Below are 12,786 nucleotides of genomic sequence, written 5' to 3' on the forward strand. Positions count from 1 at the left end.
TCACACGTCCGGCACAGCCTGGAATGGCGATTCTTTATCCGTGCGTTCTTTGGTACCCCAGGCGGAAATACCGACCTTGAGCGCATAGAACAGGATGCTGAACACCACGAACAGGAACAGCGCCGTCAGCGTTGCGTTGGTATACGCGTTGTAGATCACGTGCTGCATCTGGTTGATGTCCTTGGCCGGCGCGAGGATCTGGCCGTTGGCCAAGGCATCGCTGTATTTCTTGGCCAGGGCCAGGAAGCCGATCGCCGGGTTCGCGTCGAACAGCTTGATGAAGCCCGCAGTCGTGGTGCAGATCAGCAACCACGCGGCTGGCAACAAGGTCACCCAGATGTAGCGTTGGCGTTTCATTTTGATCAGCACAACCGTGGCAAGCATCAACGCGATGCCGGCGAGCATCTGGTTGGAGATGCCGAACAGCGGCCACAACGTGTTGATCCCGCCGAGCGGATCGATCACGCCTTGATAGAGCAAGTAACCCCACATCGCCACACAACCGGCGGTGGCAATCAGGTTGGCGGTCCAGGACTCGGTGCGTTTCAGCGCCGGGACAAAGGAGCCGAGCAAATCCTGAAGCATGAAGCGTCCAGCACGGGTGCCAGCGTCCACGGCGGTCAGGATAAACAGCGCTTCAAACAGGATCGCAAAGTGGTACCAGAACGCCATGGTGTTTTCACCCGGCAGCACGCTGTGCAGGATCTGCGCGATACCAACGGCCAGGGTCGGTGCACCGCCGGCGCGAGCCAGCACGGTGGTTTCACCGATGTCATGGGCGACGGCTTGCAGCGCTTCTGGAGTAATCGCAAAACCCCAGCTGCTGACGGTTTGTGCCACAGCCACCACATCACCACCGACCACGGCCGCCGGGCTGTTCATGGCGAAGTACACGCCCGGCTCGATCACCGAAGCAGCGACCATCGCCATGATCGCGACGAAGGATTCCATCAGCATGCCGCCGTAACCGATGTAACGGGCATGGCCTTCGCTGGCGAGCAGTTTCGGCGTGGTGCCGGAAGCGATCAGTGCGTGGAAACCGGAGACCGCGCCACAGGCGATGGTGATGAACAGGAACGGGAACAGACCGCCCTTCCACACCGGCCCGGTGCCGTCGATAAATTGGGTCAGCGCCGGCATTTTCAGCTCGGGCATGGTCACCAGGATCCCGACGGCCAGCGCCAGGATGGTGCCGATTTTCAGGAAGGTCGACAGGTAGTCACGCGGCGCAAGGATCAGCCACACCGGCAAAACCGCCGCGACAAAACCGTAGCCGATCAGCATCCAGGTGATTTGCACACCGGTGAAGCTGAAGACCTTGGCCCAGGCTGGATCAGCCGCAATCTGCCCGCCGACGAAGATCGAACCGAGCAGCAACGCCACGCCGATCACCGAGATTTCGCCAATGCGACCCGGGCGGATATAGCGCATGTAGATGCCCATGAACATCGCGATCGGGATCGTCGCCATCACGGTGAACATGCCCCAAGGGCTATCGGCCAAGGCCTTGACCACGATCAGCGCCAGCACCGCGAGGATGATGATCATGATCAGGAAGCAGCCAAACAGCGCGATGGTGCCGGGGATGCGGCCCATTTCTTCACGGACCATATCGCCCAGGGAACGGCCGTTACGGCGTGTGGACAGGAACAGCACCATGAAGTCCTGCACCGCGCCAGCAAACACCACACCGGCGATCAGCCACAGCGTGCCGGGCAAATAGCCCATTTGCGCCGCCAATACCGGCCCGACCAAAGGCCCCGCGCCAGCAATCGCCGCGAAGTGGTGACCGAAAAGGATGTGTTTGTTGGTCGGGACGTAGTCCAGGCCATCGTTGTTGAGAACTGCGGGAGTGGCGCGATTGGGGTCGAGTTGCATCACCCGGGTGGCGATGAACAGGCTGTAGTAGCGGTAGGCAACAAGATAGATGGCGGTGGCGGCGACGACGATCCAGAGGGCGTTGATCGCTTCGCCGCGGCGCAAGGCCACGACACTCAGCGCAATCGCTCCAATGACAGCCACGACAAACCAGGCGAGGTGTTTAACCAGACGGGTCATTGCGTGTCTCCTGCCGGCAGTCCGATAGGCCGCGGCGATAATTTTTATAATGGTGCCCGTTATGCGAGCGTGCCTAATATCCGCGCATGTCGCCATCAGTGAAATCCGCAGTACTACGTAAGGCCCTTCTACGTAGTACTACGCAGAGCGGATTTATCCATTAGTCCGACGGCGCTTTACGCTGGGGAAGTGAAGATCTTTTTGGCCTATGATGCGCCAACCACGCCACCCACCAACGGCCCTGCCGCACCGTCGCCCGGTCTGGACAGGAGTAGATATGCAGCTCAAACACAAAATCGTTGCCTTGGGCATCCTGCCGCTGATCCTGGCGATTGCAGTGATTTGCGCCCTGGTCATGTTCCAGAATCGCCAGCTCGGCGAGCAGCAGGCGCAGTTGATCGAGGACAGCATCCTCGCCAGCAAACGCGCGGAACTGAAAAACTACGTAGAAATGGCCAAGAGCCTGATCGAGCCGCTGTATGCCGACGGCAAGGGCGACGAAGTCGCGCAGCAGCGAGTGCTCGAAGAGTTGCGCAAACTGAGCTTCGGCATCGACGGTTACTTCTTCGTCTACGACCGCCAGGGCCGCAGCCTGATGCATGCACGGCAGTCGGACCTGGTGGGCAAATACCTGTGGAACATGACCGACCCGCACGGTCTGCCAGTGATTCAAGCCTTGCTGAAAAGCGCGGAGTCCGGCGCCGGTTTCCAACGCTACGCCTGGAAAAAACCCTCGACCGGCGCGGTCACCGACAAACTCGCCTACGTAGTGATGCTCGACCGCTGGGGCTGGATGCTCGGCACTGGCATCTATCTCGAAGACGTCGAGCAGGCCACGCAACAAGCCCGGGATGAAGTCGCCAATGGCATCCACGGCACCATGCTGGCGATTACCGCGGTCGCACTGATTGCGGTGCTGCTGGTGTTCGTCAGCGGCATGACGTTGAACGTCAGTGAACATCGTCTGGCCGACAAAAAACTCCAGCGCCTCAACCAGCGCATCGTCAGCTTGCAGGAAGAGGAACGCTCGCGGGTTTCCCGGGAACTGCATGACGGCATCAGCCAATTGTTGGTGTCGATCAAGTTTCAGTTCGAACTGGCCAGCCATCTGATCGAGGCCGGACGCGACAATGGCCTGAGTATTCTGCGCGAAGCCACCGAGCGTCTGGGCAGTGCCATCGGCGAGGTGCGGAGCATTTCCCATGACTTGCGTTCATCGCTGCTCGACACCCTCGGCCTGCCCGCCGCCATCGGCCAATTGGCCGCCGAATTCCAGCAGCGCAGTGGCTTGCAGGTGAACTACGAAAGCGATCTGTTCGACTGTGATCTGGTGGATGGCGCCGCCGTGGCCGTGTTCCGCATCGCCCAGGAAGGCCTGACCAACATTGAACGGCACGCCCAGGCCAGCTCGGTGTCGATCACGTTACAGGGGTCCAAAGAGGCGTTGCGACTGGTGGTCGTGGATAACGGCGTCGGCTTTAACGTCAACCGCGTCGATCGCCTGAACGCCGGAATTGGTCTGCGCAATATCCGTGAACGGGTCGAGCACTTTGGTGGCCGACTCGACCTGCATTCAACGCCGGGCCGAAGTGAACTGAACGTCCTTATCCCGATGAGCATGACGGCCGCTTGAAGCCGATCATCCTCTCACAACAATAAGAGAGCTGCATTGATGAGCCTGCCCTTCCCGATCCGCGTCGCTTTGGTCGACGATCATTCACTGGTGCGTGACGGCATCCGCGCGTTACTGACGGTGGTGGATTTCCTGGCCATCGTCGGTGAAGCCGACAGTGGCGCGAGCGCGATTGAAATGGTCCGCGAGACACAGCCGGATTTGCTGCTGGTGGATATCGGCCTCAAGGACATGAATGGCCTGGAACTGACTAGGCAACTGCGCCGCGAACACCCGGAGATCAAGATTCTGATCCTGAGCATGTACGACAACAACGAGTACGTGAGCGAGTCGGTGCGCTCGGGGGCCAGCGGCTATGTGCTGAAGAACTCGCCTTCGCGCGAAATCATCGCCGCGATCGAAGCGATCGCCAGTGGCGGCACGTTCTACAGCGCGGAAATCGCCCAGAAACTGGCGGCCGAGCGCCCTGCCGACAACGAACTGACCCCGCGTGAAAGCGAGGTGCTGTGCAAAATGGTGTTGGGCATGAACAACAAGGAAATGGCCCGCGAGCTCGACATCAGCGTGCGCACCGTGGAAACCCATCGCCTGAGCATTCGCCGCAAACTCAACATCGACAAACCGGCGGCGCTGCTCAACTACGCGATTGAGCGTGGATTGATTTCTCGCTAAGCCATCCCCCCGTAGCAGCTCTGCGTTCGCTCGTAGCAGCTGTCGAGCCTGCGAGGCTGCGTTCGCTCGTAGCAGCTGCCGAGGCACGAGGCTGCGTTCGGCTGCGCAGCAGTCGTAAAACCGGAGCATGCGGTCTTCCTGAAACTCCGCGTAGCCTGATTTCACGACTGCTTCGCAGCCGAACGCAGCCTCGTGCCTCGACAGCTGCTACGAGCGAACGACCTCGGCAGCTATTATGGAGAGGATGTTTCGCTCGGTTTCAGAGCTTGGCAATCGACACTTCGGTGGACTTCACGAACGCAATCACTTCGCTGCCGATTTTCAATTCCAGATCGCGCACGGAACGGGTGGTGATCACCGAGGTGACGATGCCGGAGGCGGTTTGCACGTCGATTTCCGAGACCACTTCGCCTTCCAGGATTTCTTTGATTACACCTTTGAACTGGTTACGAACGTTGATCGCTTTAATGGTCATGTTGAGGCTTCCTGTCTGATGTGGGGCGAAACCGCACTGAGGTGCAGGCCTTCAAAATGCACTGCTTCGGCAGATTACAAAAGGAATAAATAACGATTTATTTATTCCTGAATCGCATATGCAAAACCCCTAAGCTAATATCTAAAAATTATTTAAAGAATAATTCTTAGAACCCTATGCTCACGACAGTTCGCCACCTTCTCCATTGCCAACTGTCGAGTTCGCCATGTCAAAACCCCTCAAGAATGCTGTCCTGTCCGGTCTGGTTGTCGCACTGGCCTTGTCCTTCGCACTGCCGGCCCAAGCCCGGGAAACGGTACGCATCGGTTACCAGAAGTCATCGACCCTGATCACCCTGCTGAAAACCCAGGGCACCCTGGAAAAGACCCTCGCGCAAAACAACATCGACGTGACCTGGCATGAGTTCTCCAGTGGCTTGCCGCTGCTGGAAGCGTTGAACGTCGGCAACGTCGATATCAGCGCCGACGTGGCCGATACCGTGCCGATTTTCGCCCAGGCCGCGCAGGCCAAATTGACCTACTTTGCCGAGGAAGCGCCCTCGCCTTCGGCCCAGGCGATTGTGGTGCGCAAGGATTCGCCGTTGCAGCAACTGACAGATTTGAAAGGCAAGAAAATCGCGGTGACCAAAGCGGCGGGCTCCCACTACTTGCTGATCGCGGCTCTGAACAAGGCTGGCTTGAAGTTTTCCGACATTGAGCCGGCGTACCTGTCCCCGGCTGATGGCCGGGCAGCTTTCGAGAACAACAAGGTCGATGCGTGGGTCACCTGGGAACCGTTCCTCACTGGCGTGCAACGCCAACTGCCGACCCGCACCCTGGCAGACGGCGCCGGGCTGGCCAGCTACAAACGCTATTACCTGACCAGCAATGCCTACGCCAAGGAACACCCGGAAGTCCTGAAACTGGTTTACGAACAACTGCACAAGGCCGGCGACTGGATCAAACACAACCCGCGAGATGCCGCACAAGTACTCGGGCCGCTGTGGGGCAATCTGGATGTGGAAACCGTCGAGGCGGCGAATGCCCATCGCAGTTACCAGGTACAACCGGTGAAGGCTGACCAGTTGGGCGAACAACAGAAAATCGCCGATGCGTTTTTTGCCGAGGGGTTACTGCCTAAAGCGGTGGATGCCAAAGACGTCAACATCTGGAAGCCCTAGGTGCCAGTTTTTTGTGATTGAGAGCAGACACTGACTCACCACGATCAAATTGTGGGAGCTAGCTTGCTCGCGATGGCGGTGGTTCAGTCAACATCAATGTTGGCTGTAATGGCCTCATCGCGAGCAAGCTCGCTCCCACAGGGGATTGCGGTGGTACGCAAATACCTGATCCACCCCCGCTCAACTGTGGGAGCGAGCCTGCTCGCGAAAGCGGTGTTTCAGGCACAGAGGATGTGTCAGATGCACCGGCCCCTTCGCGAGCAAGCCCGCTCCCACAGGGGAGTGTGGTGGTACGCAAATATCTGATTCACCCTCGATCAACTGTGGGAGCGGGCTTGCTCGCGAAAGCGGTACTCCAGGCACAGAGGATGTGTCGGATGTACCGGCCCCTTCGCGCCGCTTCTGGCAACGTTAGCGCTAACCCGGCTTCAACTACCCGCCCCGCCATGGGCTTCTTCAAAGAAATAATCCTTCCAGCTCGCGGCCTTGTTTTTCAACACACCCAACTCCTGCAATTTCTCGGCATAGATGAAGGTGCGCTGTGGCACGACGGTGAAATCGATTTCCGGGTCGGCGACGATTTTCTCAACCAGCGGCAGGGCCAGTTTCGATTGCTCTACGCGAATGTAGGTCTGGGCCGCTGCGGGCTTGTCGGCCTTGATGATTTTCTCGGCTTCAACCAGCGCGTCGTAGAAGGCCTTGTAGGTCTTCGGGTTTTCGTCGTGGAATTTTTCAGTGGTGTACAGCACGTTGAATGTGGCCTGGCCGCCGAGTACGTCGTAGGAACTCAGCACCTTGTGCACGTTGGGATTCTGCAGTTCCTGATACTGGAACGGCGGGCTGGAAAAATGCGCGTTGATTTCCGAGCCGCCCGCAATCAGCGCCGCTGTTGCATCCGGGTGGGCAAGGCTGATCGAGATATCGTCAAACTTCTTGTAATGCTCTGGGCCAAACTGTTTCGCCGTTTCGATCTGCAACGTGCGCGACTGGAAACCCACACCCGCCGCCGGTACGGCGATGCGGTCCTTTTCAGTGAAGTCCTTGAGGCTCTTCACGTTCGGATTGTTGGTCAGCAAGTAATTGGGCATCGAGCCCAGCGATGCGATGGCCTTGACGTTCTGCTTGCCCTTGGTGCGGTCCCAGATCGTGAGCATCGGCGGCACCCCGGCCGACACCACGTCCAGCGCGCCGGCAAGCAGCGACTCGTTCATCGCCGTGGCACCCGAGATGCTGTTCCAGTCGACCTTGATATCGAGGCCTTGCGCCTTGCCCTGTTTCTCGATGAGTTGCTGATCGCGCACCACATCCAGAATCAGATAACCAATGCCGAATTGTTGGGCGATGCTGATCTTGCCTTCGGCCTGAACGCCGGGACTCAGCAACAGGCTCGCCGTCGCCAGGGAGGCTGCCAATAGTGTCAACGCTGAACGCTTGAAAGGAGTTGCCATGAATACCTCAAAGTCATTGCAAGAAAGGGAAAGCAAAATCCGCACGGATGCGCAGGCGCTCAAAGTGCACTGCCCGTAACAACACTAAAAGGAATATTTAAAGCTTTGGTTATTCAATAAACGCATATACAAGACTGCCCATCAGCCTCGATAGATATCTAGGCCAGATTCGTGTGACCCCAACGCCGATGCAGTCCTCTGGCCAATGCATCAAGGGCAAAGCCCAGCACACCGATCAGCAACACCTGACGCCTTCGCTCTAGGAGCGAGGCTTGCCCGCGAAGGCGGCGTGTCAGGCAACGTCAATGTTGAATGAACGACCGCTTTCGCGAGCAAGCTTCGCTCCTACAGAGAATCGGTTGTGGATGATGCGGTGTACCAGGCTACCCCACAGCCCCCAGGTAGTAAGTGTGCAAGTCCTCCCGCGCGGCCAGTTCGGCCGCTGAACCTTCGTCCACCACCCGGCCGTTTTCCAGCACAAACGCGTACTGGGCGTAATCCAGTGCGATGTTGATGTTCTGCTCGGCCACCAGCAGGCTCAAACCTTCCTCGCGATTAAGCCGGGCGAGAATATCGAAGATCTCCTCGACCACCTGGGGCGCCAACCCCATGGACGGTTCATCCAGCAGCAACAGGCGCGGCTCGGACATCAGCGCACGCCCGATGGCGACCATTTGCTGCTCGCCGCCGGAGGTGTAGCCCGTGAGGCGTTTGCGCAACAGCCGCAACCTCGGGAAGTAACCGTAGATGCGCTCCAGCCGCTGACTCAGCACCTTGCGTGAAGGCCGCCCGGCAAAGCCGCCGATCAACAGGTTCTGCTCGACGCTCAGGTGCGTAAAACAGTGCCGCCCTTCAAGCACCTGCGCCAAACCCGCCAGCACCAAACTGGCAGGATCGGCCTCGGTGATCTCTTGCCCTTGATAGACAACCCGCCCCGTGGTCACTTCGCCGCGTTCGGCGCGCACCAGGCTGGAAATCGCCTTGAGCGTGGTGCTTTTACCGGCGCCATTGGCCCCGAGCAACGCCACCATCTGCCCTTTGCCGACCTGCAACGAGACGCCGCGCAAGGCGAGAATCGACTGCTCGTAGAAAACTTCAACCTGCTCCACGCTCAGCAGCGGGTCGGCTATCGGGCTCTGGCTCATCGGACTTTATTGCTCCTGGCTGCAATTGCGCGGGGTGATGCCTTTTTCCTTCGCGTATTGCGCGGCGGAGGCTTCGATGATCGGCCGCAACAAGGCGCGGTCGGCCTGGACCCAATCACTGATCAGGTTCCAGCGCTGGCCGTCCCATTGCTGGAAGCGCACCGCACCGCCGCCTTCATGATCGGCGCAAGACAGCTTCAGCGGCTGCACCAACCCTTTCGCGCCCAAGGCCTGCAAGCGCGCATCGTCAAGGTTCAGGTGTTCGAAGCCCCAGCGCACCTGCTCACCGGTCAGAGGTTTATTGCCGTACTTTTCCTGGGCCAGGCGCACGGCTTCGACGTTGAGAATGCCGTTCACCACACCGAGGTTGTAGTACACGGTGCCAAAGCGTTTCGGATCGGCGAGGTTGCCTTTGCCGGCGTCCACCACGCTTTGCTTGATGCCTTGCAGCACCGGGAAGTCGGTGCCCGACGGGTGCGTGGTAATCGCAATGAAACCTTTGGCCGCCGCACCTGCCGGCACCACGTCTTCTTCCGAATTGCTCCAGATATTGCCGATGATGTGATCCGCCGGGTAACCGACTTTTTGTGCCGACTTCAACGCCACGGGATTCATCACGCCCCAGCCGCGCAGGATCACCCAGTCCGGCTTGAGACGACGGATGTTCAGCCATTGCGATTGCTGCTCGTTGCCGGGGTGCGGCACTTCCAGCAGGGTCAGTTCGAAACCGGCGTTTTTCGCCAGGGTTTCCAGCACGCCGTTGGTTTCCTTGCCATACGGCGAACCGTGGTAGAGCACGGCGATTTTCTTGCCTTTGAGTTTGTCCGCGCCGCCTTCACGCTCGCCGATGTAATTGATGATCGCCGACACTTCGGAATACGGGTTGAGCTGCAACGGGAACACATACGGGAACACGCTGCCGTCGGTGGAATCCGTGCGCCCGTGGTTGATGGTGATCAGCGGCAGTTTGTCGGCGGTCGAACGATCCAGGGTCGCGTACGCAATACCCACCGACAGCGGGTTGGTGGCGGCGGCCGGTGCACCGTTCAAGCCACCCTTGAGGCGTTCATAGCACTCGACGCCCTTCTCCACCACGTACTCGGTTTCGCATTCGCTCCAGGTCAACTTGACCCCGTTCACCCCACCCTTGGCGTTGATGTATTGCAGGTAGTCGATAAACCCGCCGAAGAAACCGGTGCCGCCAGCGGCATAAGGCCCGACCCGATAGCTCTGCAACGGGAAATACTGTTCGTTGGCAGCCTGGACCCCGGCACTCAGCCCGGCAGTCAGTAAAGCCAGGCCCAGTGCCAGGCGGCGCAGCGTTGTGCGGTGAGTCATGAAGGCAATTCCTCGTGGGAGATCGATGGTGTTTTTGTCAGGGATGAAAGCAATCAGTACCGCAGCGGCCAGACCCTGGCCCGTTGCCGAAAGCGCTGCCACAGTCGGGCCAGGCCTTCGGGTTCCTTGATCAGAAAGGCGATGATCAGTGCGCCGAACAGCATTTTCTGGATGTTTTCCAACTGGCCGGAATCGATCAGCCCCGCCGGTAATAACCCGCAGACATTGGCCAGCAGAATCGGAAACAGCACGATGAACGCGGCGCCGAGAACGTTGCCGAGCACGCTGCCCAGGCCGCCGATAATGATGATGAACAACACCTGGAATGAACGGCTGAGGTCGAAGCCGTGGGGTTCCACCGTGCCCAGGTACGCGAAGGCCCACAGCGACCCGGCAACCCCGAGGTAAAAACCGCTGATGGCAAACGCCAGCAGCTTGGCCTTGAACAAGCGGATGCCGATTACTGCAGCGGCGGTGTCCATGTCGCGCACCGCCATCCAGTTGCGGCCCAACTCACTGCGCACCAGGTTTTTGCCGAGCCAGAACAGCACGACCACCACCGCCAGGGTCAGCAGGTAACGCCCTCGCGGCGAACTGAAATCCAGTCCGGCGATCAACAGCGGCGGCGAGGTGATAACCCCGGACGCGTTGTCGTTGGTGAACCAACTGAAGCGGGTCAGCACCCATTCCACGACAAACTGCGCGGCCAGGGTTGCCACCAGCAGGTAAAAGCCCTTGATTCGCAGGCTCGGCAAACCGAACAGCACCGCCACCAGCGCGGCGATCACGCCACCGAGGGCAAAGCTCACCAGCAACGGCAGACCGGGCACGCGCAGTTGCAGGTTGTAGGCAGCAAACGCCCCCACCGCCATGAACGCCGCCGAGCCCAGCGAGAGTTGTCCGGCATAGCCGGTCAGCAGGTTCAAACCGAGCCCCGCCAGGGACAAAACCAGCAGCGGCACCAGAATCGCGCTGAACCAATAGTCATTGCCCAGCCAAGGCACGGCGACGAAGGCAAAAGCCAACAGCAGCCACAAGCCGAGGCGATCCTGGCGCAAGCGAAACGTGCGCCGCTCGGCCGCATAGGTGCTGTTCAGTTGACCGGCTTCTTGATAAAGCATGGAGGCATTCCTTGAAAAAATGTCAGACTCGCTCGATCGCGCGCTCGCCGAATAACCCGGCAGGCCGCACCAGCAGGAACAGCAACGCGAGGACGTAAGGCACCCAGTTTTCGATGCCGCTGCCGATGATCGGGCCGAGGTAGATCTCGGCGATTTTTTCCGCCGCGCCGATGATCAAGCCGCCGACAATCGCGCCACCAATCGAAGAGAAACCGCCGATGATCAACACCGGCAACGCCTTCAGCACCACCAGCGACAACGAGAACTGCACTCCCAGACGCGCGCCCCACAGCAGCCCCGCCACCAGCCCCACGAAACCCGCCACTGCCCACACCAAAGCCCAGATCCGTGGCAGGCGAATGCCTACTGCCAAGGACGCGAGCGGATCATCGGCGACTGCGCGCAAGGACAAACCAACCCGGGTTTTGTTGAACAGCAGTGACAAGGCGATCACCAACGTCGCGGCGGTGCCGGCGGCGAACAGGTCGAACTGCGAAAGCAGCATCCCGCGAATTTCCAGCGGCTCATCGGGGATGCCCAATTCCAGGCCATGTACCTGCGCGCCCCAAAGGAATTGCGCCAGGCCTTCGATCATGTAAGACAGCCCGAGGGTGGCCATGAACAGGATGATCGGCGGGCGATTGACTAAGGGCCGCAGCACCATTTTTTCGATCAGCAACGCCAGCACCACCATGCTCGCCAGCGTGGCGAGAAACGCCCAGAAGAATGGCAAACCGCGCTCCAGCAGACTGACGAAAGTCAGCGCGGCAAACAGCACCATCGCGCCCTGGGCAAAGTTGAAAACCCCGGACGCCTTGTAGATCAGCACAAACCCGATCGCCACCAGGGCGTACATAACACCGGCCAGCAAACCGCCGATCAGCACTTCAAAGAAAAATTCCATGCTCAGCGAGCCTCCGCGCGGGAACGTCGGGTACCCAGGTAGGCCGCGATCACTTCTGGATTGGCGCGCACTTGTTCGGGGGTGCCGTCGCCGATTTTGCGGCCGTAGTCGAGCACCACCACGTGGTCGGAAAGACCCATGACCACGCTGATGTCATGTTCGATCAGCACGACGGTGGTGCCGAACTCACGGTTGATGTCGCGGATGAATTGGCTCATCTCGCCCTTCTCTTCCGCGTTCATGCCGGCCATGGGCTCGTCGAGCAGCAGCAACTTCGGTTCAGCGGCCAGCGCCCGGGCCAGCTCTACGCGTTTTTGCAAACCGTAAGACAGCTTGCCCACCAGCACGTGGCGCCAAGGATGGATGCGCAGGAACTCGATAATTTTTTCGGCGTGGCGGCGTTGCTCGTCGTCTTCGCGAGGGGCGCGGCCAATGCGCAACATTTGCTCGATCCAGCTGCTGCGGCGCTTGAGGTTGCGCCCGGTCAGCACGTTGTCGAGCACGCTCATGCCTTTGAACAGCGCGATGTTCTGGAACGTGCGGGCAATCCCGCCCTCGGCAGCCTGGTGCGGACGCATACGGCGTCGGGTCTGGCCGGCATAGCTGACGCTGCCGCTCTGGGCCTGGTAGACGCCGTTGATCACGTTCAACAAAGAACTTTTGCCGGCGCCATTCGGACCGATCAGGGCGCAGATTTCCCCGGTCTTCACCGCGAAGCTGATGGAAGTAATGGCCTTGACACCCTTGAACGACAGGGAGATGTCATCGAGCCGCAATAAAATGGATTCAGTGGTCGCGCGCATGGGGGCTCG

General features: G+C 59.5%; 11 protein-coding genes. 3 read left to right on the forward strand and 8 right to left on the reverse strand.

Annotated features, from left to right (window positions below):
• Positions 1-2,058 carry a carbon starvation CstA family protein gene (locus tag LOY68_RS18045; RefSeq protein WP_163914555.1) on the reverse strand — a complete coding sequence of 686 codons (2,058 nt, stop codon included), beginning with the start codon at positions 2,056-2,058 and terminating at the stop codon, positions 1-3.
• 277 nt (positions 2,059-2,335) lie between these two features.
• Between LOY68_RS18045 and LOY68_RS18050 the strand changes: the two genes are divergently transcribed.
• Both LOY68_RS18050 and LOY68_RS18055 read left to right on the forward strand, forming a co-directional pair.
• On the forward strand, positions 2,336-3,691 hold the full coding sequence (locus LOY68_RS18050; RefSeq protein ID WP_163914553.1) for a cache domain-containing protein: 1,356 nt from the start codon (positions 2,336-2,338) through the stop codon (positions 3,689-3,691).
• 39 nt (positions 3,692-3,730) lie between these two features.
• Positions 3,731-4,363, forward strand: a complete 633-nt coding sequence (locus LOY68_RS18055) for a response regulator (RefSeq protein WP_054614475.1) — start codon at positions 3,731-3,733, stop codon at positions 4,361-4,363.
• Between the two features lie 259 nt (positions 4,364-4,622).
• On the opposite strand, the gene LOY68_RS18060 is transcribed toward LOY68_RS18055, so the two are convergent.
• The gene (locus LOY68_RS18060; protein WP_034150404.1) at positions 4,623-4,838 is read right to left on the reverse strand and encodes a TOBE domain-containing protein; all 216 of its coding nucleotides are present in this window, start codon (positions 4,836-4,838) and stop codon (positions 4,623-4,625) included.
• Between the two features lie 226 nt (positions 4,839-5,064).
• On the opposite strand from LOY68_RS18060, the gene LOY68_RS18065 reads away from it, so the two are divergent.
• The gene (locus LOY68_RS18065; RefSeq protein ID WP_265038876.1) at positions 5,065-6,018 is read left to right on the forward strand and encodes an aliphatic sulfonate ABC transporter substrate-binding protein; all 954 of its coding nucleotides are present in this window, start codon (positions 5,065-5,067) and stop codon (positions 6,016-6,018) included.
• A 428-nt stretch (positions 6,019-6,446) separates the two neighbouring features.
• Here LOY68_RS18065 and LOY68_RS18070 read toward each other — a convergent pair whose 3' ends face one another.
• From LOY68_RS18070 to LOY68_RS18095, 6 genes are all read right to left on the reverse strand, one after another.
• A complete protein-coding gene (locus LOY68_RS18070; RefSeq protein ID WP_265038877.1) occupies positions 6,447-7,466 on the reverse strand; it encodes an ABC transporter substrate-binding protein in 1,020 nt (339 codons plus the stop codon).
• A 383-nt stretch (positions 7,467-7,849) separates the two neighbouring features.
• Positions 7,850-8,611, reverse strand: a complete 762-nt coding sequence (locus LOY68_RS18075) for an ABC transporter ATP-binding protein (protein ID WP_265038879.1) — start codon at positions 8,609-8,611, stop codon at positions 7,850-7,852.
• 6 nt (positions 8,612-8,617) lie between these two features.
• Positions 8,618-9,949, reverse strand: a complete 1,332-nt coding sequence (locus tag LOY68_RS18080) for an ABC transporter substrate-binding protein (protein ID WP_163914550.1) — start codon at positions 9,947-9,949, stop codon at positions 8,618-8,620.
• Positions 9,950-10,002: 53 nt separating this feature from the next.
• Positions 10,003-11,070 carry a branched-chain amino acid ABC transporter permease gene (locus LOY68_RS18085; RefSeq protein WP_265038882.1) on the reverse strand — a complete coding sequence of 356 codons (1,068 nt, stop codon included), beginning with the start codon at positions 11,068-11,070 and terminating at the stop codon, positions 10,003-10,005.
• A gap of 22 nt (positions 11,071-11,092) precedes the next feature.
• On the reverse strand, positions 11,093-11,974 hold the full coding sequence (locus LOY68_RS18090) for a branched-chain amino acid ABC transporter permease (protein ID WP_265038883.1): 882 nt from the start codon (positions 11,972-11,974) through the stop codon (positions 11,093-11,095).
• Positions 11,975-11,976: 2 nt separating this feature from the next.
• On the reverse strand, positions 11,977-12,777 hold the full coding sequence (locus tag LOY68_RS18095) for an ABC transporter ATP-binding protein (protein ID WP_163914543.1): 801 nt from the start codon (positions 12,775-12,777) through the stop codon (positions 11,977-11,979).
• Positions 12,778-12,786 lie beyond the last annotated feature (9 nt).

Source organism: Pseudomonas sp. B21-053 (assembly GCF_026016365.1).
Classification (GTDB): domain Bacteria; phylum Pseudomonadota; class Gammaproteobacteria; order Pseudomonadales; family Pseudomonadaceae; genus Aquipseudomonas; species Aquipseudomonas nunensis.